The following is a 26,230-nucleotide window of genomic DNA, read 5'->3' as shown; positions in this document are numbered from 1 at the left end:
GTGAAATCAGCCCCCGTCCGATAGGTTCCGCGCGCAATTCACCCCCTGCCTCGTCTCCCAAAAATCACCTGATGCTCGGCCGCCCCAAATTCGTTCTTGCCTCCGGTTCGCCGCGGCGCCTGTCGCTGCTCAACCAGGCCGGCATCGACCCGGACGCGCTCCGGCCGGCCGACGTCGACGAGACGCCGAAGCGGGGCGAGCTGCCGCGCGCCTGCGCCAATCGCTTGGCCCGCGCCAAGGCCGATGCGGCGCTCAAATCAGTCCAGCTCGACGACGAACTGCGTGGCGCCTTCATCCTGTCCGCCGACACGGTGGTGGCAGTCGGCCGCCGCATCCTGCCCAAGGCCAATCTCGTCGACGAGGCCGCGCAGTGCCTGCGGCTGCTGTCGGGCCGCAACCACCGCGTCTACACCGCGATCACCCTGGTGACGCCGCGCGAGGCGTTCCGCCAGCGCCTGGTCGAGACCCGCGTCCGCTTCAAGCGCCTGTCGGAAGACGACATCCAGGCCTATATCGGCTCCGGCGAATGGCGCGGCAAAGCCGGCGGCTACGCCGTGCAGGGCATCGCCGGCTCGTTCGTGGTGAAGATGGTGGGCTCCTACACCAACGTCGTCGGCCTGCCGCTCTACGAGACCACGACGCTGCTCGGCGGCGAGGGCTTTCCGATCCGCTTCGGCTGGCTCAACGCCACCGCCGTCTGACCGCGGCCCGACAAAACCTCGAAAACAACCCCATGCACAGTAGGCCGGCCCTTGGTGGGCTTGAGGAATTTGCGCGCCTCGCGCTCGCTTGAGGCGAGGTGGCCAAACCCATCCCATCGCCCGCGATGCGGTGGTACAAGCCCTCATGGACGACCACGTCAAAAAGCCTGCCACCCCCCTCAAAACCTGCCCGATCTGCGGCAAGCCGCAGGCGCCGGCCACCCGTCCGTTCTGCTCTTCGCGCTGCCGCGACGTCGACCTGAACCGATGGCTGAAAGGGTCCTACGTCATTCCCGGCCGCGACGACGAAGCGGATGGCGAAGAATAATCAAATGATATCAATTATTTAATCTGGCGACCGCCGTGCCGCGCGCCCGCCGCGGCAAGTCCGCCCAACCTTGTACACAGCCGGGCCGCGCCCGGCGAAGCCTGTTGGCGAAGCCGGGTGGACAGGCAGCTCTCGGCCCACTATAAACCGCCCGCTCGATGGGCTTTGGCCTCTCTTGGAGCACGCCCAGGTAGCTCAGTTGGTAGAGCATGCGACTGAAAATCGCAGTGTCGGTGGTTCGATTCCGCCCCTGGGCACCATCATTTCAATGACTTACGGCGTTAGAAGGTGAGTCGTTAGACACTTCCTGAGCCGGGTTAGACAATCACGTTCGCGATTTGCTCCCCAAAGGATCCAATTTTGCAATGACCTCCCGCATTCGCTGCGAAGTATCCGCCGTCTCGGAATAGTGAATCGCCATGGCGAGCGTCTTCTGGCCAAGCCATCGCCGAACTGTGTCGATGTCAAAGCCCGCCTCAATCAGGAGAGTTCCAACAGTATGCCGCAGGCCGTGAAACGTGAGGCCGTCGCCGATCTTGCCTGCGCGTTTTAGTGCCCTCATCGCTTTGATGAAGCTGGAATTGAAGCCGCTCTCAGTCCATGGGGTCGCGTTGGTTGTCGCCGCAATAGTGATCGCAATGTGCTGCGGCGAAAGCCTCAATACTGCAGCCAAGTCAGGATGAACCGGGAGCGAAAGTTCCTGGCCCGTCTTGTTTGTTCGCCGCCAAATTCGACCTTCGCGAATTGCGTTCTTTTTCAGCGCCAAGACATCACCCTTGCGGAGACCGGTGAACATTGCCAGCGCCACCGGTAACTTCAGCTGGTAAGGAAGTTCTGCGAGCACAGTTCTACATTCCTCAATTGTCCAGGGTCGATTAGCTGCAAGTGCGCTTCGAGACCTTTTAACACGCTTCACACCCTTGACCGGATTGTCGCGAACGATTCCGTGCTCCTTGCCGTGCTCACATGCAACCGACACAACGGCCATCACGTAATTTGCTTGCCTACGGCCGTTTTTCTCCGCAATCCGATCTCTTAGCCCAGCGATGAATTGCGGCGTCAGCTCAACAAGCGGCATCTCATCGAGCGGCTTGAGCAAATCCATCATCCGCAAATAGCCCTGCTTCGTCGATGAAGCCAGGTCGGCATACGCCGCGGAACTTCTGTAGGAGGAGAAAAGCTTACCGAGCGTTCCCGGTAAAGCCTCGACCTTCTTAAGTCTTCGTTCCAACCCGGCCAACTCCGCGATGAACTCTGCAGTACCGAATTCAGATTTCAGCCTTGTGCCCGATTTCCTGTGGTAGGCGTACCAACGTCCTTTAACGCGATATCTTTTTAGGCCCTTAATTCTGAGAATCGTCATTGCCAATCCAATTCGGCTAACCAATCTTTTTCGTTGATCTGTCCACTTCCAAGATGGTCGATCCAAGCGTCTAAGCTATGGCGGTCGAAGCGTTGAAGCTTGCACCCGGGACCTAGAGCGACAGGTTTGATCGGGCATCGATTGCGGAATGTCGATACGCTGATGCCACAGTAGAGAGCTGCGTCCTTAGTCGTCATAAGACGGGGCCGAATGCGGCGCTCCTTGCTTTGCATTTCCGAGAACCTAAGAGCCATGTAGACTAGCGCAGTATGAAGATGCGCATTGGGCGAAAGGAGACTTTGCTGTTTACCTGATGATGCTTAGAAACTAAATTTTAGAAGTTGAGGTTGGCCGATGACAGTCCCTAGGAAAGTCTGTCAACTCGACACGAGGGGACGATGACAGAATCGAATTTTTCGAGAGACCTAAAGGTGGCCGTGGCTTTACATAAGGTGGGCTACGAACAGATGGAGAAGCTGGCGAGCAAGATTCCGACAAGAAAACCGGAATCGTTGGATGAGCCCCTTACCGCGAACAAATCCATATTCGTCGCAACTGCATTTTGGTTGGACCCAAAGTGGGAACAGCACAAGAAAGTGCTGGACGCTTTCGAGCGCTTTCAACTTGATCCTAAAAATCTTTGGCACTGGAGGCTTCTTATCGAAGCCTTCATTGAAGTGGGCCTGAAAGGGCCGGGACCCAAAACAAAAACTGTCGCTAATAAATATTCTCAACTACCCATGCACATCGACGAGCTCAAGCGCGAAGACTCAAACCTTAAGTCATCCACTGAAATCGCAAGACGATTGATCTCAGGCAAGCAATTCAAAAAAAGGTACGCCCATATAAAGCTAAGGACTCTCCGCAGCCACGTACGCACCCTCGATTGGGGATCTCTTGAGGATAATCTTCGCGAGATGCAGAAAGCTATCACTGAAAATGCCGCTTCGAGGCCGACGAAGACCATGCGCAGGTAGCTGGCCGCCTTCATCCCGATGAGGCGACTGTTGGCATCGAAGAGCATCAATTGCTTGGCAAGAATCCGGGCTAGCTATCTCTCGCCAGCCAAGTCCGTTTTTTTGGAGGCTCCCTTAATCTAGGAGCCCTCACGTGAAAAGCAGACTTTCTCAGCCGTCGATCTCTCCTGCAAGGGGACCTGTTCGAGTCCTCGGAAACTCCCCCGCGCCTGGCACAAGTCCTTCGTCCGTCGAGACCAAAGTTCAGCGGATTGCCCTATCAGAGCTTGCAGTTGGGGTAGGCCATCGCCCCCTAGACATTGACCACGTCGAGATAATTAAAGAATCCATCGAGCGTATCGGATTGACCACGCCAATATTCGTCGTGATAGAGCCGACGAGGGGCGCGACCCTTATTGCTGGGCAGCATAGAGTAGAAGCGATGCGCCGCCTTGAGCGGACACACATTGATGCCATCGTTTTAGATCCTAACGAGTCCAGAAATCGACTTCTCACCCTTTCTGAGAATCTTCACCGGCTGGGATACTGCGCCCTCGAAAGGGCTGAAGCAGAGAACGAATGGTTGCAGGCTTCCGAAGAAGAGGCTGGGCAACTTGCCCAGCCTTCCGGCGGCCACCAGCCGAATGAGAGGGGGATCAGCAAGACATCGCGCAAACTAGAGGTGTCCCGCAGAGAGTTACAGCGTGCGCAAAGAATTGCGGGTATTTTCCCGGAGGTAAAACTCAGAGCGCGTGAGCTCAAGCTTCAGGATAACCAGTCGGCGTTGCTCAAGATTGCTGACGGTAAAACAGTCGATGAGCAACTCAAAATCGCGTCGGATATCGTCGACCAAAAGAAGCCAAGGTCTCGTCAACCGACGAGCGAAGCCCCACTCCCACAGTCAAGAGTCGGCGAACAATCGCTGCCTACGCACAACTCGCCCGCACCGAGGGGCTCACCGCCAAGAGACGACGGCGGCATTCCCGATTTCTTGAAAAGAGGGGACCCGGGAGAGCATTTCAAGAGGCTTGTCGCGGCGTGGAATTCCTCGCCCGCTTTGCAGGCGGCGTGGGCTGATGGCGTTCCTGCTGCCCGCTCTCGTTTTGCAGCAGAAGTGCTGCGCATCGTGCCGGCCGAGAGTTTGGAGGCCGGTCATGTCGACTAAAAAAGCGAATCGCCGTCCCATTACACTAATGAAGCGAGCACTTCGTTATGCATCCGAAGGGCTGCACGTCCTACCTGTTCATTCCGTTCGCGACGGGCGATGTTCGTGTCGCGAGGGGATTGAATGCGCTAAGCCCGGTAAACATCCAATGACACCACGCGGCGTCAAGGACGCCACGAAAGACCGCAAGGTGATCAAGCAGTGGTGGGCCGAAAGCCCTGACGCGAACATCGGAATCGCAACAGGCCAGATTTCGAACCTCGTTGTTGTCGATGTCGATGGCAAGGAAGGTGAGGGGTCACTCGCCCGACTCTTCAAAAAGTACGGGAAGCTGCCGAGAACTCCCAAGGTCAGGACAGGTAAGGGGGTGCACTACTACCTCCGGCCAGGCGCGAAGCCGGTCGGGAACTCGGTGGGCCGCCTTGGCAGCGGCATCGACATTCGAGGTGATGGTGGCTACGTCGTCGCGCCGGGTAGCATTCACCGATCAGGCAAGCTGTACAAGTTCCTTCCGGGACGCGATCTGAATGACATCAAGATCGCCAAGATTCCGAAATCACTGCGGAAAGCTCTTCTGACAGGAGAACCTTCCCGGCCCGTGTTGCTCCTGCCAATCCCGCCTTCGAAGAAGGGGCGCGCCAAAGCTTACATACGTTCAGCGCTGAACAGGGAACTCGAACGCTTAGGAAAAGCTCCCGTACACCAACGCAACGACACCTTGAACCGATGTGCATTCAAGGTCGGCCAACTTCTTCCATATGACCTCCTTAACCGCACAAAGATTGTCCGAGACCTGACGCGGGTCGCCACGGCAATTGGGCTTGAAGAGAGCGAGATCGGCGCCACTATCGAGAGTGGACTCAGTGCCGGGATGAGACATCCGCGTTCGCTGCCTTTTACTGAATCGAACGATGGTCATGCAGACACCAAGATGCCGGTGGCTGCGGTTGCTCCGGATCTGAACGAGCAATTATCTAGGCTCGGAGAAACCGATACCGATAATGCGTCACGATTAGCGGCTCGCTTCGCTAAACAAATCCTCTATTCCAACGGCCGAGGCTGGTTGGTGTACAAGCAGGGTCGTTGGTTGCCAGGGGCCGGTTCGGAGTGCATCGAGTTTGCGAAAGCAACAGCGCGCCTTATTGCCCATGAGACTCAGCATCTCGCGACCGATCAAGCGAAAGCGGCAAGGCGTGCGCATTTCGCGCAAGCATCGCTGTCAAAAGGTAGCCTGGACCGTATGCTGGATCTAACCAAGGGCCTCGTTACCGTTACTGAGGATCAATTGGACGCCGACCCTCGGCTGTTCAACGTTCAGAATGGTACCATCGACCTGCGCACAGGATACATTGAGCCGCACGATCCAAGCGACCTGTTGACCCAGATTTCGCCGGTCTCTGCCGACCGTAGTGCTAAATGCCCATTGTTCAAGAAATTCCTGAAGCGCATCACCAACGGCGATAAGAGGTTGATGCGCTACATTCGTAAGGCCGTCGGCTACAGCTTGACTGGTGAGACAAAGGAGCAAGTGCTTTTCTTTTGTTATGGACGGTCTGGTTCCAACGGCAAGTCCACGTTGCTCAACCTTGTGCGTGACATGCTGGGGGACTACGGACGTCATACGCCTACCGAAACGCTGATGGTCAAGCAATACGACAACGCTATCTCAAACGATCAGGCGCGGCTCGCCGGGGTGCGCATGGTCACGGCGGTGGAGACAAACTTCAATCGGCAACTTGACGAGGCCAAGATCAAGGCGATGACTGGCGGCGAGAAAATCACCGCGCGGTTCATGCGTCAGGAGTTCTTCGAGTTCCAGCCACAGTTCAAACTTTGGCTTGTCGCCAATGACCGTCCGCGGGTCCGAGGAACAGACTCTGCTCTCTGGCGACGCATCCGTGTGATCCCATTCGATGCGCAAATTCCCGAAGCCGAGAAGGATCTCGACCTCGCCCAAAAGCTCCGACAAGAGTTGCCGGGCATTCTGGCCTGGGCGGTGCGTGGCTGTATCGATTGGGAAAAAGAAGGTCTCATCCCACCTCCTGCAGCCTGTCAAGCCGCCAAGGATTGGTCGAAGGAAGCGGATCATCTGAAGCGTTTTGTAAGTGATGAGCTTGAGTTTGATCCCCTGAACCGAGTGGCTGCCCAACCGATGTATAAGCAGTACAGCCATTGGTGCGGCCGTAACGGAGAAGTCGCTCTTGACATGAAGGCATTCAGGCATGGCTTGATGACAGAGCAAAACATCAATCACAAGCGTACGAAGAAGGGTAGCGAGTGGATTGGTGTGAAATTCCGTTCCTAGTTCCTGCCAGCCATTGGTGTAGGGATGGCAGCACTATTTATTCTCTTAAAGCTGAGCTTTTGATCTCTAGTCATAATATAAAGTCCTGCCACCCCCTCCCACTCTCTCTCTAACAATGTTTAGTCGCCCTTAGGGCGGTCTCGGCGAGGCAGCCGCCTGCGGCTGCCTCTGGCCGAACGTAAAACCAGCCCACATTCACCCTGCCTCGGTGAATGGTGACTGCCTTATTACCGCAAGAGGTCGATTTGACATCGCCCGACGGAAAACCTTACTTGCAGGTGCGTCCTTCCTGCGCACGCTAGGGCGCTTTCGGGCGATCTTGCTCGCCAAATCCGCACATCCGGCGATTCCATTGTGGGCACGAAAGAAGCGCCCCAGGTCGTTGGGGGCAACTTTCTCCCTGACGGCTAGCTCTAACGCTCGCGTCCAACGGCTCCGCATCTTCAAGTCAGGCTGGATGCAACTAGCCTCGATGATCACCCGTAATAAACTCCAATTCGCTCGCACAGGCGTTAAGAGGACGCTAGGAGCGATTTCCATCAGATGCGACAGGAGATCGTGGTCATCAAAGTAGCTGTAGGCACGCAAAACGGATCGGAGATATCTATAATCCGCGAACCGGTGTTTTCTTGTTGCCGCCTTTTCAGCGGCCCTCCCTACCTTTTCAATGCGGGCGACAATCTTACGAGTCGATGGGCCCAACGTGGCTACTGACGATTTCACAAGCACCTCCAAAGTTGAGATGCTGTAAATTAGAGTCGCTTGCGACGTTTCAGGCGATGGTCGAGGCGAAAAAGACGAGTTTTCAGGTTGTTCGCGAAGTCGAAGATGTGCGACGATTTCTTAGAGGTTTCAGCGACGGCCCGCAGCGTGCAGACACGTAGAATACGCGCTCGAATTGGTCCAACGGAAGCTATAGCCGGTGTGATTGTTGCTGCGCGGATTGGGGTAAATGTAGCCCCCGGTTTTTAGAGCGCAATTGCAACCCATCACGTCTTTCATGCGGCTGCAACTACCCCCCTCCGTAGGCGGCTCCGGTGATCCGAGAGCGCCGACTTCTGGATATCGTTTCGCCGATTCCCCTTTGTTTGGGCTGCTGTCCCGCACTGCCTGCTCGCGTTTGGCGTTTGGCTCCGTATCAAAGCGTACTCGGACGAGCTGCCAAATCGGTCGAAGTACGATGCTTGATGTTTCCGACGGCTTGTCTTTCCTGAACGACGATAGTTTGAGGACGTTCGTATGGTCGTACTTGGCCGAGACTTCCGTGCCACCTATAGAGAGTTTGTCATTCACAATGTAGTCGGAGAAGGATTTGTATCCCGCTCCATCCTTTGTCCAGGATCGCTTCCCAGGCGGTCCCCAGAGATAGTACCCCCTGGCCAATCCGGTTGCAGAAACCTCCGTCACGATAAGCATACCGTATCGCCCAGTGCCGTCGTCTCCCCAGCCACGCTTATTGGACCATACGCCGACGAACTTGGAGTTTGCAGTAAGAGGACTATCGGAGGTGGATTGGAAGCTGTAGTCCGGAATCTTAAGGTCTTGAGCAGCCATGGTGGTGGCTATTTTCTTGCTGTCCTCAGCCGTGAACACGTTGCGGTCGAGGGGCTTTGTTGCAGAGCTCTGGTTCTCGCTGGGGATCGTGGTCGCGGGTGGCGTGGCCACTTCCTTAACCACTAGATCGTTAATTCGAGAACGCGCTTGGGCGGCGTGTTTGCTGCTTGGATATTTCGAGAGAAAGTCTTGGTAACGGCCGCGCTCGGTAGACGCCTGCGTCTCCTCCCAGAGCTTCTCTTCGTCACTAGGGGGCGTCGGGACAGGCTTTGCAGTGATCGCAGCATTTACCGCAGGCGCCTTCAGATAGATTTCTTCCTTTGAAAGAGAGCCATAAACAAAGGGCTGTTGTTCACGCTTAGTGGCCATCATCACGTCATCGCGGACCCTACGGAACAAGAATGATATTTCCAGCCCAGGAGTTTCAACGTGCCGAAGAAGAGCACCGGTAAACGGGCTATTTCGGCCATCGCCATCGCTGGCTGTCGTTCCGTCTCGTGCCGCATACGCAATAAGAACATTATCGGACGGCTCTGTTGGTGCAAGCCCGCGAGCGAGGGCACGAGTGCCAATGGAGCGCTTCATCTTTGCCGCGAAAGGATTGTTTCGACAAGCGTCGAGTATAATCAAACCCAATTGCTTGGCTTTGGATGCCTGAGCGCTAATTGATCGAAGGCTCACCGCCTCGCTTTCAATGTCTGCATCGCTCCTCAGTTCTGCATCGACCGGGATCAACCAGTTCTCGCCACCGACTTCCATTCCGTGCCCGGCATAGAATACAACCGCCATGTCCGCCCCTTCGGCAACTCGGCCGAAATCAATAACGGCCTTGCGCATGTCCTGGGCGTTTGCATTCTTGATCTGAGTGACCTTGAAACCAAGCCGCTCTAATGCATGTCCAATGTCTGCTGCATCATGAGGCGGGTTTGGCAGCTCTGGCACCCTTTCGTAGGAGCCATTTCCAACGACGAGTGCAACGCGACTTTCCGCCGAGGCGGGTTGCTGCAAGCAAAATAGAAGAACCAGAAACAGTGCCGTTGTCGTGATGCGCATCTAGATAGCTCCCCGGCCCTAAGAGTTGACGTTATTCACCCGCAAAGCCGACCGCAACAAAGAAAGAAGCGAGCGGCTCGAACTGGCATTGCCCTCCACCACGCACCCGCGAGGCGTTCAACCAATGGGCAGGAGCCCGAACTCGCCGATGGCGAGGCCACTTTATGCTAGTACTCTTCCGGCAGCATGAGCGTAATCACTCGCTCCGTGACGCTCGGATCGGCTGGATCGGGCGATTGATAAGTAAGTGACCTGTCGTAATAATCGATTTTGAAAAACAGCCGGTGGCCTTCGATCTTGAACATGCCAGCGTCATGTTCTGCCCAAGGGTCGTTGGCGTGGTGAAAATCGTCGAAAGCTGCGAGCGCCTTGACGACGCGATCTAGCAGTTCCGGCCCGAGGGCCGCGACGCCGGGCGTCATGTAGGCGCGACCTTCACTTAGATTACGTCGCAGGTCATCATTGAGCGCGCGAATGCGATCCGTGTTTGCGGTCATTTTGAGTCTCCGATGGTTCAGCAGGTTAGGGAAGAGGGGGCAGGCGGGCTGGCTCAGGCAAGCAGGCGTTTGTGCCTTTCGAGGGCCTCTGGCTAGTTGGTGTCAGCTAGGAAAGGAGAAGCAGGAGTAGCACTATTGAGGCTTCAGCAGCGCGACCGCGCCAATTGGCCGTATAAACTCGGACTGGCCAGGATAGTCGCGCCATCGCAGCGTCAAGGCGTCCGCGCTTCTCTTCGTGATCGTCGCCTCCCACCACCCGTCCTCTACACCGTCTTGGGCAAGGACAAGATGGCCAGGTGCAAGTTCCGTCCATGACTTGGGCAGCGATGGAGAGATCGCGCCAGTCTCGCCGCCGACTAGCGAATTGATTTGGTCATAAAGCTTCTGATCAACACTCGGCACAAGGCCGTTGCCGGTCGCGTTGATCTTCCCGGCGGGCAGTTTGCTCACGACTTCGAAGTGCTTTTTCGAGATCGGCACCGCGAGCCGCATACCCATCGTGGCCGCTGCTTTGGACAACAGCGCATCACTCTCTCCTGAGAAGCGCGCTGCGTGTGGCTTTCGTTCCTTATCCAAACCGAACATAACGACTGTTCGGGTTTGAGGACGCGGCGTTTTTGACTTTGCATGCATCGGCGTTTTCGATTTGGTGGGCTTCCTTGACATCTTCTTTCCTCCTAGAATCAAAAGAGGCCCCAAAGGGGCCTCTTGGTTTCCGTGCTCCTACGGAGCGCTGTTGCCTATTCCCAGTTAGCGGAAATAGACGGGCCTCATAACGACCTCTCGGTCGAGACGGGGTTTATGTTCGCCGGGGCTGGTTCGAACGCAGGCGCATGCGTACTGTGGAAATTCATCATGGCTTCGGCAACCGCTAGTGCTTTGCGGATTTGAGGATCTGTTAGCTCGACCCAGTCCTTGGAGGGCTTCTCAACAATTGAGCGAAACATCGTAGTCGTACCACTGGTCACGAACGATGCTCCAGGCGGCATCACAGAAGGCGTGGTAGGCTTGTGTGGCGAGCCATTCCAGAATGATAAGTCCACAAACCCATTTTTAACTTTCCAATCAACGGTGATGCGTGGCGGCAGAGTTCCTTTAAAGATCACCCACCACGACTGCTCACCTTTTTCGGTTGGTGCCTTCATCTTTAGCGCCGGGAATTCGGTTCGAGCGATCTCATAGATCCGCTCCCACATGGTCGTGACTTTAGGTGCGGGAATGACCATGTAGGAACTTTTGGACTGCTGCACAGCTCGAAGCAGGAGCGCCGCTCGGTGTTTGCCTCGCTCCGTGCCCTGGGCATGGATGGCCTGCGCGACATCCTCATAAGTGACGCACGCATCAAAGTGCACCGCCGCTGCATTGCCATCCATGTATCTCGCTGGAGCAATCAAGACGCAATGTGCCGCCTGGCCGTTAGTTGCCATCTGGTTCGCCCGCGCCTTATATCGTTCGGGCTGGGTCGGCTGGAATGCCGCATCGATCTTGTTTTCAACTAAAAGAAGGCCACTCTTGTCTGCGACCTGAAAGCGCGCAAACAAGTCCGTTTCGCCAGTTCCGTCCACGACGGACAATGAACACTCACTGATTCGCAGCGGAGCGTCTAAGCCCAAAGCGTTCGAAAAAACGTTGCAGACTGCTTCGTTGAATATCAATTCCTCCTGAAGCAGAACATCGATATCCCTTTCGTATAGACGAGGCAGAATTATTTCTGTCTGCATGAATGCTTTCCTCTAATGTTAGCCAGCCAACTACCAATTGGCGGCCAGCCGTGCTGGTTGAGCCTACGAGGTGCCACTGTAAATCGTCAGTCGCGGAGAGGCGAGCGGTCGCAGCGTCGAAACAATGCGCAATTCCCATTTTGGCATCGCAATCCATCGTCGATGTTGTTGCCGTTGCAGACGTTCAATTCGGACTGGGCGGAATATCGCCAGATCGCGTGCTGGACAAATCTTGGAAAGTGCTGCGGGTAGTTTGGATTGAATTGCCTGGCATCAATCCGTCGTGCAATTCGTCTAACAATGTCGGCGCATCCGCCGACTGAATAGCAGGAACCTCCATAGGTGTGCTCGCCGCCCAGACGACGAGTGATACCCGTTCGGTGAAGAAAGTTATGCACCAGCGTATCGATGGCGATCATGCCTGAGCCGGTCTCCCTCCAGAGGGGCTTGCTTGCCAGAGCTGCCAACAATACGTCGGCCAGAGTCATGTTGAGCACCTTGTCGGACACGCCATAGATATTGCGAAGCGGCTCGATCAAAGCATGCCGCATTCGATAGGCGCGATTCTGCGCTGTCCCCACACTTGCCCGAGCAAGCGACCGATCTATCCAGCCAACGAGATTTCCATCCGTGACATCGCGGATGAAAAAGAACAGTGAATATGTCATCTGATTTAGGCGCCCATTGCGAAGGGTAGCGCGAGGTACCGAACATTTCGCAAGAGCTGCAGCCTCAGCGCAGGTCCGAGCGGCTTTCCGATATCCGCACCCGCAGAAGGTCCAGTAACTGCGGAGCTTGGGGCAGGCTGGTGGTCGGCTGGTCGCTTGCTGTAGTTGCGGATTCCGATGATCTCGCCCGGGTGTACCGATTTGATCTCGCCCAGGATTCCGAGATGATCTCGCCCACCATTCCGATTTGATGTCGCCCGGGGCGCGAGGCGTTCTGGCTGTCTGGTTTCTGGCATCGGCGAAGCCGCGTGGTCAATCTTGAATCGCGGCTCGAAGGACTTGTTTTTTGCTGCTCCTGCTGTGGGCATGTGGGCAACGCCCTTCGCGTTGTCCAAGCGCAGCGGCATGTCCACAGGGCCACGGGCTCAGGCCTTTCGGCCGGGCTTACGGGTTCGCCGCAGGCTCTCGCCATTGAGATCGATCCGGTGGGCGTTATGGACCAGGCGGTCGAGAACGGCGTCGGCGTAGGTGGGGTCGCCGATTAGCGCGTGCCATTGATCGACGGGAAGCTGGCTGGTGACGATGGTGGAGCGGTGGCCGTAGCGGTCCTCGAGGATCTCCAGGAGGTCGTGGCGGGCCGCGGCGTCGAGCGGCTCGAGGCCCCAGTCGTCGAGGATGAGGAGATCGACGCGGCCGAGCGCGCGCAGCAGGCGGGGGTGGCGGCCGTCACCGCGCGCCAAGGCCAGATCGCTGAACAGTCGCGGGACGCGCTGATAGAGCACGGAGCGATTGTCGCGGCAGGCCTTGTTGCCGAGCGCTGAGGCGAGCCAGCTTTTGCCGACGCCGGAGGGCCCGCAGATCAGCAGGTTGGCGTGGTCATCGATCCAGCGGCCTTCGACCAGCATCGTCAGCAGGCTGCGGTCGAGGCCGCGTGGAGTGCGGTAGTCGATGTCTTCGACGCAGGCCTCCTGGCGCAGCTTGGCGTATTGCAGCCGCTTCGACAGCCGCTTGTCGCGTCGCAATGACGCTTCGCGTTCGAGCAGGAGCGCGAGCCATTCGGCGTGGCCGAGGCTTGCGGCGTCGCCGCCGGCTTCGATGTCGGCGAAGGCCTTGGCCATGCCGTGAAGGCCGAGCGCGTGGAGCTGATCGAGGGTCGGATGGGTAAGCAAGATGAGATCTCCTAATTGTAGTAGCGCGGCCCGCGGATGTTGGGATGAAGGATCGGCGCGTCGTCCGCGGAGCGCTTGGGTGAAGGACGCCGATCGAGATTGTTGGCGAGGATCGATTTGACCGAGCCGTAGGTGCGCGCGCCGATATCGATCGCCCGCATGGCGGCGGCATCGAGCCGCTCGTGCCCGTAGGATCGGGCGAGCCGGATGATGCCGAGACAGGCGCGGAAGCCCTGTTCCGGATGCGCGCGCTCGTCGAGGATCAGGTCGCACAGCGCCGCGGTCGCCGGCCCGATCGAGGCTGCGTCCTTGCGGATGCGCTCGATGGTCCAGCCGGCGTAGCGCCGATGACTGGATGCCATGTGCTCCGGCACGGTCGTGTGCTTGTGGTTGCCGCTCATGCGCTGATGCGCGGCGATCCGCTCACCCTTGTGGAATATCTCGACGGTGCGGGCCGTGAAGCGCACCTCGACCTCGGCGCGGACGAAGCGATGCGGAACGCTGTAATAATGCGCCTCGATCTCGACGTGATAATCGATGCTGACCCGGCAGATCCGCCACTCAGCGAACACGTAAGGGCTCTCCGGCAAGGCCTGGAGTGCCGGCCGGTCGATCTCCTCCAGCAGCTTGCGGCGAGTGACGCCGAGCCGCCGGATCGGCCGCTCCTCGTTGAGCCGGGTCATTAACTCGGCGATCGCCGCGTTGACCTCGGCGAGGCTGTGGAAGATCCGGTGGCGCAGCCGTCCGAGCAGCCAGCGCTCGACCATGAGGACCGCCTGCTCGACCTTGGCCTTGTCCCGTGGCCGTCGCGGCCTCGCCGGCAGAATGGCGGTGCCGTAATGCGCCGCCATATCGGCGTAGCTGCGGTTGATCTGCGGATCGTAGAGGCAGGCCTTGATCACCGCGACCTTGGTGTTGTCCGGCACCAGCAGTGCCGGCACGCCGCCGATCGCCTCGAAGGCGCCGACGTGCCCGCTGATCCAGTCGGCGAGGCCCTGCGTCCAGGTCGCCTGCGCGTAGGTGAAGCTCGATGCGCCGAGCACTGCGACGAAGATCTGCGCGGTGCGCCGTTCGCCGGTGAACCGGTCGATCACCACCGGCACGCCGTCGCCGGCATAGTCGACGAACAGCTTGTCGCCGGCCGCATGCGACTGGCGCATCGTCACCGACAGCCGGCCTTCCCAGGCCCGGTAGAGCTCGCAGAACCGCGAATAGCGATACCCGCCGGGTTCGCCCGCGATGTACTCCTCCCACACAATCGACAGCGTCACGTGCTTGCGCTTGAGCTCGCGATGCACCGCCGCCCAGTCCGGCTCGGCCTGCCGCCGATGGCCCCGCCGGGTGCCCGGACCGGCTCCGGCGCTGGCGAACAGCCGGGCCTCCAGCACCGTGTCGGTGACGTCGTCTGGCAACGGCCAGGTCAGCCCCGCCGCCTCGAACCGGCGGATCGTCAACCGCACCGTCGAAGGCGCCGTCCCCAACCGCCGCGCAATCTCGCGGGTCGGCATCCCAGCCGACTTCAATCTGATCACTTCGCGCACGTGGCGCATCGCAAGCCTCTCCGTCGGCATCCAGGTCCCCCTTCGCAAAGCCGAAAGGCGGGACCGTATCGGAGCCAGAAGAGGCCTCGTCACCCCGGGCGACATCATCCCGGAATGGTGGGCGAGATCATCTCGGAATGGTGGGCGACATCAAATCGGAACGGTGGGCGAGATCATTCCGGAAAGGTGGGCGACATCGAGCGGAATCAGCACTGTAGATCCCGCCAAGAGGGCCGGTCGTGGTTTTCCATGTAGGTCAGGGCGGCACGGTCGCTGATACCCTGCAGCGAGAACGATCCCACCAGATGCTCGAACAGATAGGGCGTATCGCGATCTACAATTGCTTGCTGAAGCCGACTCGTCTCCGACCCGATCAGGTTGTTCGCACCGGCCAGACGGCAGATCGTATCCACCAGCACCAAGGCGCGGTCGAAGGGCTCGAAATGTCCGGGGGCTACTCGTGTCGCGGGGTGATTTGTTGATTGGCGGGGCCGTCGAAGGATGGTCCGCGCATTCCCCATTCCTAGGCCAACACAGGCGGTTTACGGGGCCGCTCGCTTAAAATGTTGACGTATCTGTGAGCGGCCATCGGCTTCGCGCAATTTCAATGTTCACGCCAACGCCACTATGACGCAGTTTATCATTGAAGTTGGCTTCAGTCAAGCCTATAATTCAGCTAACTTATTGAATTCTGGAGAGTTTTCGGTCTCTTGAGCCGAAAATGCTGATTTACAGAATTGCTTCAAGGCGGCACGACTATAGATTGTAATATGGTGTTAAGTCGCTTTTAACGATCCTTAGAGGGTCCTGAATCCGTGCGGAATTGGGGAAAGCCCAGATTTCCAATCAACGCGATTGCAAAGTTACCAGAGCGGCTCAGCTATGCACTCGCCCCGCAGCGACTTGCGTCAGTAACTGCCGACTCAGCGATTGAGTCTCGCCTTCAAGTCATCCGCAAGTTCACGGCCAAACGCAAAATCTTGCGAGTTGCAACGTGCGCTGTCGCAAAGGAACGGCGGGATCGTCGTTAGGCCGTTGGATTCCAAATCACTGTTACTGTTTCAACTACCCCAAGAGGCGAATTCGTAAGCGGCTCTATAAACCCAGCGCGTTCGGCGATCTTCACGCAGCCGTAATCCATTCGCTTGGCCGTGCCGTCTAATGTAAGAAATTGAATCGGAAGTGTTTTGTTTTGTGTCTGTTCAGCTAGCCGCACCAAGTTGCGGTAGAACGCGGATTGCCGTGCTGTTTGTCCAGCGGGCGCGTCTGTGAAATCGCTGGCGGGACGAAGCTTTGTTGGGGCGCTTAAAGTCTTTCGCCCTGGAGCCTCCTCCCAGTCAAAGTTTAGAGTTAGCGGCACGACTGTTCTCCCATCATGACTCCCAAGTGCACCATATCGACGGCGGATGGCTTGTCGCTCTTCGTTTGTACGGACGGAAGAAGGGAACGCCCTTGGCTTCTAGTATCGTAACTTGTTGAACATCTGAAGTTTGGAATCGAGTAGGCCGCCAACTGAGAGGATCTACTCGAACTATTCATCCTATCTCTGAAGCGATTTATACCTGCGGTTTGGGCCTTCGCCACCAATCAACTCGATGTATCCCTGGTTGGCCAGCCATTCACAATCCTTCTTAATTCCGCTGGGGTCGCAGTTGCTGATTTCCGTGATGCGCCGTTCGCTGATACACCTTCGTTGTGACACACAAGCATATCGATCATTTGAGCAGTGGTACCGAATGCCATTTTCAGTTCTCCCTCGTTTTACTGAACAACCAAGAACCTTTCGACGGCCCCTAGTTCAGCCCTCGCTCTAAAAAATTGACGGAGGCAGAGACCGAACTAAATTGCCAACAAGAACAAAAAGAGTACAAGACTGACCCCTTAGGGAAGGCCCGAGAAGGCAAGCTAAGATTTTCGAAGAAGCGCTTCTTCGCATTGGAGCCTTCGCAGCATTAGCTTGTGAAGCCCGGAGTTAGGAAATCTCCCGCGACTGACTAGACCGGGCGCGTTGCCCGGTGTGCCGCCGACTAAACTTTGTAGGGCGGAAAGACCCGGGCGAGGGCCTAATAGGCTTGGCCCCTCCTTGGAGCCACCTTTGGGCACTCTTGACAAGGGTAGACAGGTCTGCGGGCGTTGCTCTCCGCTGAGCCACATCAAATCCTGCGCAGCGCGCTAGCTCCATTACCGTGTAACAACCAAGCGCGCGGTAGCTCTCAAACTGCGCCTCACCGAAAAATTGATCGAGCGTAGTGTCATGGGGAAATGCAGGGTTCATATGATAGTAGGTCCGAACATCGGCTGGCTCGCTTAAACCCCCACAATAGGACTTTATGTAGAGCAAATAGCCTTGATGCCGTTGTCCATTTGGTTGCATCTCGGGATATTCGATGGTTGCAAAACCGCTGTACGCGCCTTTCACTGCCGTTTCGGTGCGGCCCATCATGTCGAGGTGTTCAAATCTGATGCGAATGCCGAAATCGATAGCAGCCCTCCGCATCACGCTTCCAAGGTCAGCATAGACATAGGTAGGGTCAGAGGTGACATCGCTAACTACAATAAAGCGGCATCGCCGTCTGAGCATCTCGTATAACCCAAGATTATCGAAGTGTCCCCCATCCGAGAGGTAGACATATTTCGAGCGATCACTAGTCAGCGCTAGTGCTTCGATGACGAGCGGTTGCAAAGCGAAACGGGGGCCTCGGAGTCTGCTGGTTCTTTCACCGGTCTCGCCCGGGTTGCCCGACCAGACACCGAGACGAAGGTTGAAGAGTGTCATAAGCAGAGCAAGACCTGGAAGAGTCGAGTATCCGGAATTAGGCGAAACCGCTGCACCCGAAATGCTCATTGCCCACCCTAACTTTATTCCGCTAGCGTAATCTTTTGTCTTTCGGAAACCAAGATTTCGCGTCGCGCCGCTTCCGCAGTAGTCTGGTGTGAATACAAAGGAAACCGCCTTGCGTTCCTGCCACTCCAACCGCTTCGTCGCGGCCATGTTGAGGGTGACATTGATCACTGGATAAAGGACTTTCTCGTGATCATTTTTCGGCGGCCAAAGGTCGGCCAATGGGATGTCATCAGCCGGATCAAAGCCGGACCAGGCGTCGGGATTGCGGTCCGCGTTCGATGCGCCGAGAAACTCACGAGTGAGGCGCATTCGATAGAAGTCGTATAGCGAAAATCGATTGATGTTTACAAAGCGAGCCGCGCCACCGCTGAAGGCAATCAATCCGCCGAACACCAGAATTAACCAGAGTGGTGCAAGTTTGCCGGTTGGATCTAACAAACCTAGTGGGTCCGGAAGATCCAAAGCTTTCAGTAGAGGCTGCTTGAAAAGGACGATGTCGATTCCTATCGAGATCAAGGATGCAAGAAGCGCTGCGAAGACCGGGGTGGCGATCACAAGGATCTTTCGGACCGGCAGGCGGGTTCCATGCGGCGTAGTTCCAGAATGAGTGCTGAGCGGGCTGGCGGCCAGGCCGATGGAAGCGACGCCCGACAGTACGCCGACTAGAAAAAGACCAAGGGGCCCCTTCCAGTCAAAGTGACTGATCAACACCTCTAGGAGATAGGCGCCGAACAGAGACGTGAGCAAAATCACGCTGGTGCTGAGGCCGAGCAGCGTGATCCAACCAACCGTTCGTGCAACCCATTCTCTCTCCTGCTCGCCCCATTTGTCATTCCATTCCACGTTTGCACCGGGCTTGCGGACAGTCAGGCCGAGATAGGCAGCTTCTCCCACGTTGTAACTGATCACGAACCAAAATGGTGCGACAGACAGAATAAGGGCATTGCAAAAAGGCTTGCTAGGTAGAATAGCAGGCAGCATTTCAGCAACTTCCTCACCTGCGCCGAGCACACACCCGCCGACCGAACCGGCGACCATGGCTGCCGTTGCGAAGAGCGAGACAGCGAGCAAGCCTGATTTTGGAACCGTTATCGACTCAAGCTTCGACTGTCGTTGGTGACAATTGGTTGTGACCGACGGATCTCTTGTTTCCGCGACGCAATTATTGCGAGCGAGTGACACAGCCAGAGCCAAGAGAAATCCAACGAGCGCCCCAAGCCCTCCACCAATAGGAAAAGCAATGAAGTGGTGCCAAGTCCAAGCCGCATCGAAAGTTTGAGATGGTGGATAACCGTTTGACACGATCAAGCCAAACAACAATGCCGCGACGACGATGAGTACTATGCCAGCCCACGAGAACAATAACTGGTCTTCGCGGTCACTTTTCTGGAAGTCCACCCCGCGGCCGGTCTTGTCTGTCCGCCACGAGGGACGTGTGATCGAAAGAGAGATCCAGCCTAGGCATGCAAAGATGCCAGGCAGCAGAAAACTTCCGATGTACTCAGCCGTCGCCGATCCTTCCAAGGGAGTGTAGCCTAAGTACTTAATCCACGTCTTCCAGATCGGTATGGATTGCTCATTGCCAATCACCTCTATCAGTTTTGCGATTACGAGGAGGGCTGCGATCAGCGGCACTAGAATAACATGGTTCAGAAGCAGGTTTCGGCCGATGGTTACGATAGAGGTCCATGTATCGGGAGATAGAAGCCCTGCCGACGGGGTTAAATATTTGCTGAAGCAGCGTAGATTACTGATCGCACTCGGGACCTGCAAGGAAACCTGCGCATCTTGAACGGGGTCCGGCCAAGCGAGGCCACGTACTACATCAACAATTCCGTTCGCAGCTCGTCGTCGCCAAGCAGTCAGCCAACACCCGATGTAGCCACCGCCTGAAACGGTCGAGAGGTAGTGAAAGCGGTTTAGTAGACCTAGTCGAGCCAAACCTTGTAGTACGCCCAAATTAAACGCGGCACTCCTCACACCACCTCCCGAGAGGCATAGGGCCGTCCGCCCGTCACCTGAGAGTTCGTGTATTTTATTCCAAAGCGCGCTCAATTTCTCCGCCTCGTCAACATCGACGGGCGGCTGAGACGATGAGGGGCCGAGCTCAGCGAGACTAGGATCTGCTAGAGGTTGCTGTTGTTTAGGGGGACCAGAGGGCCTTTCGCGATCCGTAGTGCCATGCAGCGAGTCGAACTCATCATTTAGCACCTCCGCCAGGCTATGCGTGCGGGCGCCGCCGGCCAGCGGATTGCATGCACTACTCCTCCACATAACGGACCCCGGTCTACGAGAGTGTCGCTCAGAAAGGGTACATACTTAGGATAGGCAAAAATCGGCGGCTGCGATGTGAGCCAATTCACAGTGTGTCCGCATCTAATTCGCCGTGAGCAGTTATCGTTGCCAGCTTCAGAAGCCCGCCTATGAGGCTTTACAGCACCGCCCATCCTGCAGGCGGCCGACGAAGAACGTCCGCGTTGTTGACTCAGGCCGTGTAAAAACGCGGCCGCATCACCTCCATGCAACTGAGGGCGGCCATCAGTGTCGCCATTGAGCCCGCTGCCCGCGCCTCACGCTCGCATGGCCGCCAGCAATGGCTCGACGCCGAGGATGTTCAGCACACGCGTGAGATTGTAGCTGAGTACGTTCAGCGCCATTTCGGTCGCGACATTGGGCAACCGCTTCATTAGAAAGTGTGTTGCACCCATTCGCATCTTCAGTGTGGCGAACGGATGCTCGACGGTTTGGCGGCGTACACGCATGGCTTGCGGGTTCTGATCGAGCCGGGTCTGCGCGGCCTCGACGACGTGTTCGTGTTCCCAGCGTTTGATGCGGCGCTCGTTGGACGTCGTGCACTGATCCTTGAGCGGGCATGTGCGGCACGCCTTCGTCAAGTAAATCCGCATTTTCTGGCCATCTTCATCCGCGGTGAAGTGGTGCGCCAGCTTCTCGCCGGCCGGGCAGCGATAGACGTCGTCCTTGGCCAAATAGACAAAATCAGGTTTCCCAAAGCGGCCTGCCGACTTGGCTCCCGAAGTCTGCGGCTTGGGTAGCGTCACCGCGACCACGGCCTGTTCGCATGCCAGGATTTGCTCACCTTTGAAGTAGCCCCGATCGGCAACGACGTCCAAATTGTCGCTGCGCAGCGCGGCCTTCGCCGCCTGCGCCATCGTCGCCAGTTGCGATCTATCGGCGCCGACGTTGGTGACCTCATGCGCGACAATCAGATGGTTCGTGGTGTCCACTGCACTTTGTACGTTGTAGGCGACCATGCCTGAGCCTCGCCCGCTCGTTGCCATCGAGCGGCAATCGGGATCGGTCAGCGATATCTGCTTGTCGGGCGAGGCGAGCAATGCCTTTTCAATCGCGGCCAGTCGCTTCACTTCTTCTTCGAGCTTCGCCAGCTTTTCCTTAAGCCGCGTCTTGGTCAGTTGCACCGTTTCCGACGGCTCTTCTCCTGCGGCAGTCTGGCGGTCGGCGGTAAGCCGACCGAGGTCGTCCCCGGTCGCTGAGGGCAGCCTTTGACCCGCAGCGCCCCTCGAACAAGACGACTGGCGCAACAAGCGCCGCACCGTCGCGATGCAGCATGACACTGTCGTGATCATCTCTTTTGGACATAGGAGGGTTTGGTCCCATATCCTACGGAAAGATGCCGAGCACCACTGCTGATTGACCGAAATTGAGATCCAACATGACTGAGGAAGTCGCTCCAGAGCGGAAAGATGGTCCCTCAAGTCGTACGAGTGTCCCATCTGTAAAGCCTCGACCGAGGCTGACATTTAGGGATCTGCTGAGGGCTCTCGGCGACGCATTGTCTGTGCCCACTTCCTGGTGAGTGGCACAATAGCCAAAGATGCCATTTCCGCTGTTGTGCCCTGGCCCATCGAAGTAGCGGCGCACTTCATTAAAGTCCGCTCAGTGAGGCACAGCGGACTAGATTTGCTCAGCTTGAGTTCTTCGCTTTTGACCCGAAGCGGAAGTCGTTGTGCCCCTAGCCTACCGATCCAGTGGCGCCAACGCGTTCAGCAACGGTTCGTTCGAGATTGCCATGACACCAGTAAAGGGATGGCTCAACTCGGCTATGAGAAAGATTGCGGTTGATGCTGACAGCGCACAGACGAACAACGTCGCCACGATGATCAAGTTCGGGCGCGCAAACAACCCGAAGCTGACGAAGATGGCCGTGAGCCAGAAAACAAGTACGCCTTCGAACGGCCTTGGGATAGAATAAGATGATTGTGCAAAAAGGACCCGCGTTTGCGCCAAATCGATGCCGAGCTGAATGGCCTTGGTCTGCGTAATACGTTCAGTGTCATTGTGCGGGGTGAGCTGGAGCAACCTGTCGAAGAAGAGGTCGGCCTGGGCTGTGGCTTTGAACGGCGCAGCTTTTGCCGAAGCGTCATCTTGTTCGCGCCAAATTCGATCCACGAGACTCTGCACGCCACTTCGTAGCAAAGCGCGTAGTGGCTGTGCATCGGCACCTGAAAGCATGAGCATGTTGTCAAGCAAAATGACGTTGGCGGTCATTTGCTTGATCTGATTGCTCTGCGTTTGCAGCGCGCTCTGCGCGGAGGCGATGAGAAGGCCAAGAACGAGGGCCGACAGCGTCGCAATCAACCCGGTTCCTACCCTGACGACATCCCTTGTGTCGGAATTCAGATGGTGCTCGGGGAAGGCCTTGCGCAGGAAGATTCCTACTAAGGCTCCGCCGAACATAAACACGAACGCGACTGCCGCAACAAACATGCTTACCTTCGCCAATTCGTCGGAAAATTATTGCGCTGCGTCGCTTGTTCTCTTTTGGGAAAATGCCCTCGCATAGGGGGTGGACACAAGCACCCATGATCCTGGCCATTGCTGGCAGGGCCCCAGTCGGCACGTCAAGCACGGAGGTGTCGAATTGAACTTAGCGCGGCAGGTGCTCTTCTAAGGACAATTGCTCGCCGGACCATAATCTGATCCTATTGTGCGGGAAGCTTCCCAGTCAACAATAGAACGAAGGAGACAATGATGCGCTCGATGATCTTCACCGTGCTCGGCATTACCGCCTTCTGCGCAACCATGACTGTCCAGGCACCTGAGGCAAATGCTGTTGTCTATTGTGCCGCCGGTGTCTACCGCGCCGGCTGCGTCGTTCGACCTGTTGTCGCGCCCGTCGTTGCGCCGGTGGTCGGTGTGCGCGGTGTTGCACGGCGGACCACCCGGCGTGTCGTCCGGCGATCGGACATGATGCTCAAGCACGACATTGTCCTTCTCGGCCACCTCGAAAATGGCCTCGGCTTCTACCGCTTCACCTACAATGGCGGCAACAAAACCTATGTCGGCGTGATGGCGCAGGAAGTGCAGACGATGATGCCCAGCGCGGTGCTGCGCGGCAGCGACGGTTACCTGCGGGTCTCTTACGATATGCTCGGCGTGAAGTTCCAGACCTACGATCAGTGGACTGCGTTAGGCGCTCATGTCCCGGCTGGCACACCAGTCGAGCAGTAACGCTGGGCCCAAGCAAGGCCAGCATTGACCTTTGACAGGGGCCTGACCATGATCCGTTTCCCTTGCATTGTCGCAGCTGCGCTCGCCGGTTTTTGTGCGGCATGTGTGTCTGTCACGGCGGTTGCCGCCGAAGATCAAACCACGGACATCGGCACGCTCGACAAGGAGACGGCCGATAAGGCGTTTCCGGCCAAGCCGCCATATTCCCCGTATGCGGGCCGCAATTTTCCGACCCGGCCATTTTTTGGCGACACGCATACACACACCGCCTTCTCGTTAGACGCGGGTGCGTTCGGCGCTCGGCTCGGTCCAAAGGACGCGTATCGCTTCGCCAAGGGGGAGGAAGTGATCGCCTCCGGCGGGCAACGCGCCAAACTGTCGCGTCCCCTGGATTTCATGGTCGTCGCGGATCATTCGGACGGCATGGGTTTTTTCCCGCAACTGGTCGGCGGCGATCCCGGCCTGCTGGCAACCCCGCAGGGCCGGAAATGGTACGACGAGATCAATTCAGGAAAGGGTGCGCAAGCCGCCCTCGATATCGTCACCAGCTTCGGCAAGGGCCAGATGCCCAAGGGATTCCCCACGCCAGGGACGCCGGCCTATCGCGGCGCCTGGCGCGAGACAATCAAGGCCGCGGAAGAAGCCAATGAACCTGGCCGCTTCACTGCTTTCATCGGCTATGAGTGGACCTCGAACGCGGGCGGCAACAATCTTCATCGCAATATCATTTGGCGCGACAACGGAGCAAAGGCCGGTCTCGTCGAGCCTTTCACCACGCTGCCGCCGCTGGGCAGCCCAAATCCTCGCGATCTCTGGAAATGGATGGCGATGGTCGAGGAAAAAACTGGCGCCGAGATTCTAGCGCTGGCGCACAATGGAAATTTGAGCAACGGCCGGATGTTTCCAATCATCGAGTCGTTCAATGGAAAGCGCATCGATCGCGAATATGCCGAGAACCGTATGAGGTGGGAGCCGCTTTACGAGGCGACGCAGATCAAAGGCGATGGCGAGACCCATCCATTTCTTTCGCCGAACGACGAGTTCGCCAATTTCGAGCGCTGGGACAAGGGTAACCTCGACCTGACTGAGCTGAAGAAGCCTGAAATGCTAGAGTTCGAGTATGTCCGTTCGGCATTCAAGAACGGGCTCAAGATGGAAGCCGAGCTTGGCGTAAATCCCTATAAGTTCGGTCTCGTCGGCAGTACCGACGCGCATACCGGGCTCGCAGCGGTCGAGGAGGACAATTTCTTCGGCAAGACATCTTCTGCCGAACCCAGTGCCGACCGCGCGATGCATCCTTTCGTCAAGACTGACAAAGCCGTCATCATGGGCTGGGAGACGACTGCATCTGGCTACGCTGCGGTATGGGCCACGGAAAATACCCGCGAAGCGATTTTCGACGCGATGAAGCGGCGCGAAACCTATGCCACCACTGGTCCACGCATGGTCGTTCGCTTCTTCGGCGGCTGGGAATTTGAGGCTGCCGACGCAAACAGCCGCATGCCCGCGCGTGTTGGCTACACCAAAGGCGTGCCGATGGGCGGAGACCTGAACACCGCGCCGACCGGAAAGTCGCCTTCCTTCCTTGTCGCGGCATTGAAGGATCCGATCGGCGCTAATCTGGACCGCATCCAAGTCATCAAGGGTTGGGTCGGAAAGGACGACCAGGCGCAGGAGCGAGTTTACGACGTTGCAGTGTCCGGCGGTCGCACGATCGGCCCCGACGGCCGCAGCAGGACATCCATCGGCAGCACTGTCGATGTCGCAAACGCGACGTGGACCAACACGATCGGCGCGGGCGAGATGATCACGGTCTGGAAAGATCCCGACTTCGATCCATCCTTGCGGGCATTCTACTATGTACGCGTGATCGAAATACCGACGCCGCGCTGGACGGCCTATGACGCCAAATATTTCGGCATCAAGCTGCCGGCAGAAGTCACGATGACGACGACCGAACGCGCCTATACGTCACCGATCTGGTACACGCCTTGAGCGTTCGGCTACTGCGAGAACCGTTACTCCAGTTCCTCGCGCTCGGTGCAGTGCTGTTCGCGCTCTACGGGCTTGCCGGCAAGCGAAGCGCGGATGTGCCCGAAAAAATAGTGGTATCCGCCTCACGCATCGCCAATCTCGGCGACGGATTTGCGCGGACGTGGCGGCGGCAGCCCAACGAGCAGGAACTACAAGGCCTGATCGAGGACTACATTCGCGATGAGGTGTTCTACCGCGAGGGCAGAGCGGCCGGCCTGGACCGCGACGACGTCATCATTCGCCGCCGCGTGCGACAGAAGATGGAATTTCTCGCCGATGACATGTCTGGACCCGAGCCTAGTGACGAGCAGCTCACGGCCTATCTGGCGTCTAATCCGGAGCGCTTCAGAACCGAGGATCAACTTACATTCCATCAGGTATTCGTGAGTGCCACGCGGCGCGCGAATACCATCGAGAGCGATAGCAAAGAGATTGCGAGTATTCTTGCGGCCGACGGAGATGTGGACGCGACGGGACTCGGCGATCCGTTCCCGCTTGGCGAAGAGTTTCGCGGCGTCTCGCCGAGCAAGGTAACAAGCATATTTGGTGAGAGCTTCGCGAAACAGATATCCACCATGGAAAAGGGCCGATGGCAGGGACCGATTTCTTCCAGCTTCGGGCAGCATTTCGTCTTCATCAGCGAACGCGTTTCGGGAAACCTGCCGGCGCTCGATGATGTTCGGCCATCCGTCCGCCGAGAGTGGGCGAACGCGCGCCGCCTGGAGGGGAAACAGAACTTGTACGTCTCACTACGTGACCGCTACGAAATCGTGGTGGAGGTGCCTCGAGCAAAGGCGGCGGGGGCTGCCAGTCCATGAATCGTTTGCGCTTGTTCTTTGC

At 57.4% G+C, this 26,230-nt stretch carries 19 protein-coding genes, 1 tRNA gene and 2 pseudogenes; 9 read left to right on the top strand and 13 right to left on the bottom strand.

Annotation, left to right across the window (positions count from 1 at the left end; genetic code table 11):
* Nucleotides 1-71: 71 nt before the first annotated feature.
* The 3 genes from V1280_RS26525 (at nucleotide 72) to V1280_RS26515 (ending at nucleotide 1,289) form a co-directional block, all read left to right on the top strand.
* Nucleotides 72-701, top strand: a complete 630-nt coding sequence (locus tag V1280_RS26525) for a Maf-like protein (protein ID WP_148774643.1) — start codon at nucleotides 72-74, stop codon at nucleotides 699-701.
* Nucleotides 702-846: 145 nt separating this feature from the next.
* Entirely contained in the window at nucleotides 847-1,029 is a 183-nt protein-coding gene (gene yacG / locus V1280_RS26520; RefSeq protein ID WP_334530979.1) for a DNA gyrase inhibitor YacG, read from the top strand.
* A gap of 184 nt (nucleotides 1,030-1,213) precedes the next feature.
* Nucleotides 1,214-1,289: transfer RNA gene (locus V1280_RS26515), tRNA-Phe, on the top strand.
* Nucleotides 1,290-1,354: 65 nt separating this feature from the next.
* Here V1280_RS26515 and V1280_RS26510 read toward each other — a convergent pair.
* Nucleotides 1,355-2,392: a tyrosine-type recombinase/integrase gene (locus V1280_RS26510; protein WP_334530976.1), complete on the bottom strand. Its 1,038-nt coding sequence runs from the start codon at nucleotides 2,390-2,392 to the stop codon at nucleotides 1,355-1,357.
* A gap of 398 nt (nucleotides 2,393-2,790) precedes the next feature.
* On the opposite strand from V1280_RS26510, the gene V1280_RS26505 reads away from it, so the two are divergent.
* The 3 genes from V1280_RS26505 to V1280_RS26495 all read left to right on the top strand — a co-directional run bounded on the left by V1280_RS26505 (nucleotide 2,791) and on the right by V1280_RS26495 (nucleotide 6,818).
* Nucleotides 2,791-3,369, top strand: coding sequence for a hypothetical protein (locus V1280_RS26505; protein WP_334530973.1), 579 nt, complete (start codon nucleotides 2,791-2,793; stop codon nucleotides 3,367-3,369).
* Between the two features lie 421 nt (nucleotides 3,370-3,790).
* The gene (locus V1280_RS26500; protein ID WP_442895163.1) at nucleotides 3,791-4,513 is read left to right on the top strand and encodes a hypothetical protein; all 723 of its coding nucleotides are present in this window, start codon (nucleotides 3,791-3,793) and stop codon (nucleotides 4,511-4,513) included.
* On the top strand, nucleotides 4,425-6,818 hold the full coding sequence (locus tag V1280_RS26495; RefSeq protein ID WP_334530967.1) for a phage/plasmid primase, P4 family: 2,394 nt from the start codon (nucleotides 4,425-4,427) through the stop codon (nucleotides 6,816-6,818). Before V1280_RS26500 ends, V1280_RS26495 begins: the two co-directional genes overlap by 89 nt.
* 852 nt (nucleotides 6,819-7,670) lie before the next feature.
* Here the strand turns inward: V1280_RS26495 and V1280_RS26490 are convergent.
* From V1280_RS26490 to V1280_RS26435, 12 genes and pseudogenes are all read right to left on the bottom strand, one after another.
* A complete protein-coding gene (locus V1280_RS26490; RefSeq protein WP_334530965.1) occupies nucleotides 7,671-9,425 on the bottom strand; it encodes a caspase family protein in 1,755 nt (584 codons plus the stop codon).
* 167 nt (nucleotides 9,426-9,592) lie between these two features.
* Nucleotides 9,593-9,922 (bottom strand): DUF3768 domain-containing protein, encoded by a 330-nt coding sequence (locus V1280_RS26485; RefSeq protein WP_334530963.1) that lies wholly within the window; start codon nucleotides 9,920-9,922, stop codon nucleotides 9,593-9,595.
* Between the two features lie 132 nt (nucleotides 9,923-10,054).
* A complete protein-coding gene (locus tag V1280_RS26480; protein ID WP_334530961.1) occupies nucleotides 10,055-10,588 on the bottom strand; it encodes a hypothetical protein in 534 nt (177 codons plus the stop codon).
* 104 nt (nucleotides 10,589-10,692) lie between these two features.
* Entirely contained in the window at nucleotides 10,693-11,643 is a 951-nt protein-coding gene (locus V1280_RS26475; RefSeq protein WP_334530958.1) for a hypothetical protein, read from the bottom strand.
* An 86-nt stretch (nucleotides 11,644-11,729) separates the two neighbouring features.
* The gene (locus V1280_RS26470; RefSeq protein WP_334530955.1) at nucleotides 11,730-12,311 is read right to left on the bottom strand and encodes a hypothetical protein; all 582 of its coding nucleotides are present in this window, start codon (nucleotides 12,309-12,311) and stop codon (nucleotides 11,730-11,732) included.
* A gap of 425 nt (nucleotides 12,312-12,736) precedes the next feature.
* A complete protein-coding gene (gene istB / locus V1280_RS26465; protein WP_334518610.1) occupies nucleotides 12,737-13,480 on the bottom strand; it encodes an IS21-like element helper ATPase IstB in 744 nt (247 codons plus the stop codon).
* Between the two features lie 11 nt (nucleotides 13,481-13,491).
* On the bottom strand, nucleotides 13,492-15,030 hold the full coding sequence (gene istA / locus V1280_RS26460) for an IS21 family transposase (RefSeq protein WP_334538124.1): 1,539 nt from the start codon (nucleotides 15,028-15,030) through the stop codon (nucleotides 13,492-13,494).
* Nucleotides 15,031-15,227: 197 nt separating this feature from the next.
* Entirely contained in the window at nucleotides 15,228-15,443 is a 216-nt protein-coding gene (locus V1280_RS26455; protein WP_334530952.1) for a hypothetical protein, read from the bottom strand.
* 1,550 nt (nucleotides 15,444-16,993) lie between these two features.
* Nucleotides 16,994-19,501, bottom strand: a complete 2,508-nt coding sequence (locus V1280_RS26450) for a hypothetical protein (protein WP_334538657.1) — start codon at nucleotides 19,499-19,501, stop codon at nucleotides 16,994-16,996.
* Between the two features lie 219 nt (nucleotides 19,502-19,720).
* Nucleotides 19,721-20,140, bottom strand: a pseudogene (locus V1280_RS26445) (patatin-like phospholipase family protein); the annotation flags it as partial.
* A 296-nt stretch (nucleotides 20,141-20,436) separates the two neighbouring features.
* Nucleotides 20,437-21,303 (bottom strand): transposase, encoded by an 867-nt coding sequence (locus V1280_RS26440; protein ID WP_442895162.1) that lies wholly within the window; start codon nucleotides 21,301-21,303, stop codon nucleotides 20,437-20,439.
* Nucleotides 21,304-21,862: 559 nt separating this feature from the next.
* On the bottom strand, nucleotides 21,863-22,612 hold the full coding sequence (locus V1280_RS26435; RefSeq protein ID WP_334530949.1) for a bestrophin-like domain: 750 nt from the start codon (nucleotides 22,610-22,612) through the stop codon (nucleotides 21,863-21,865).
* A 468-nt stretch (nucleotides 22,613-23,080) separates the two neighbouring features.
* Here V1280_RS26435 and V1280_RS26430 point away from each other — a divergent pair.
* From V1280_RS26430 to V1280_RS26420, 3 genes and pseudogenes are all read left to right on the top strand, one after another.
* A pseudogene (locus V1280_RS26430) lies at nucleotides 23,081-23,356 on the top strand (tail fiber domain-containing protein); the annotation flags it as partial.
* A 48-nt stretch (nucleotides 23,357-23,404) separates the two neighbouring features.
* Nucleotides 23,405-25,351, top strand: coding sequence for a DUF3604 domain-containing protein (locus tag V1280_RS26425; RefSeq protein ID WP_334530946.1), 1,947 nt, complete (start codon nucleotides 23,405-23,407; stop codon nucleotides 25,349-25,351).
* A complete protein-coding gene (locus V1280_RS26420) occupies nucleotides 25,348-26,208 on the top strand; it encodes a peptidylprolyl isomerase (RefSeq protein WP_334530943.1) in 861 nt (286 codons plus the stop codon). The genes V1280_RS26425 and V1280_RS26420 overlap by 4 nt, the downstream gene beginning before the upstream one ends.
* Nucleotides 26,209-26,230: the final 22 nt, after the last annotated feature.

It is taken from the genome of Bradyrhizobium sp. AZCC 2230 (assembly GCF_036924495.1).
Lineage (GTDB): Bacteria > Pseudomonadota > Alphaproteobacteria > Rhizobiales > Xanthobacteraceae > Bradyrhizobium > Bradyrhizobium rifense.
This window is presented reverse-complemented; position numbering and strand designations above follow the sequence as displayed.

Coding starts and splice junctions, on each gene's coding strand:
- V1280_RS26525 (WP_148774643.1), top strand. CDS start 72: ATGCTCGGCCGCCCCAAATTCGTTCTTGCCTCCGGTTCGCCGCGGCGC.
- yacG (WP_334530979.1), top strand. CDS start 847: ATGGACGACCACGTCAAAAAGCCTGCCACCCCCCTCAAAACCTGCCCG.
- V1280_RS26510 (WP_334530976.1), bottom strand. CDS start 2,392: ATGACGATTCTCAGAATTAAGGGCCTAAAAAGATATCGCGTTAAAGGA.
- V1280_RS26505 (WP_334530973.1), top strand. CDS start 2,791: ATGACAGAATCGAATTTTTCGAGAGACCTAAAGGTGGCCGTGGCTTTA.
- V1280_RS26500 (WP_442895163.1), top strand. CDS start 3,791: ATGCGCCGCCTTGAGCGGACACACATTGATGCCATCGTTTTAGATCCT.
- V1280_RS26495 (WP_334530967.1), top strand. CDS start 4,425: ATGGCGTTCCTGCTGCCCGCTCTCGTTTTGCAGCAGAAGTGCTGCGCA.
- V1280_RS26490 (WP_334530965.1), bottom strand. CDS start 9,425: ATGCGCATCACGACAACGGCACTGTTTCTGGTTCTTCTATTTTGCTTG.
- V1280_RS26485 (WP_334530963.1), bottom strand. CDS start 9,922: ATGACCGCAAACACGGATCGCATTCGCGCGCTCAATGATGACCTGCGA.
- V1280_RS26480 (WP_334530961.1), bottom strand. CDS start 10,588: ATGTCAAGGAAGCCCACCAAATCGAAAACGCCGATGCATGCAAAGTCA.
- V1280_RS26475 (WP_334530958.1), bottom strand. CDS start 11,643: ATGCAGACAGAAATAATTCTGCCTCGTCTATACGAAAGGGATATCGAT.
- V1280_RS26470 (WP_334530955.1), bottom strand. CDS start 12,311: ATGACATATTCACTGTTCTTTTTCATCCGCGATGTCACGGATGGAAAT.
- istA (WP_334538124.1), bottom strand. CDS start 15,030: ATGCGCCACGTGCGCGAAGTGATCAGATTGAAGTCGGCTGGGATGCCG.
- V1280_RS26435 (WP_334530949.1), bottom strand. CDS start 22,612: ATGTTTGTTGCGGCAGTCGCGTTCGTGTTTATGTTCGGCGGAGCCTTA.
- V1280_RS26425 (WP_334530946.1), top strand. CDS start 23,405: ATGATCCGTTTCCCTTGCATTGTCGCAGCTGCGCTCGCCGGTTTTTGT.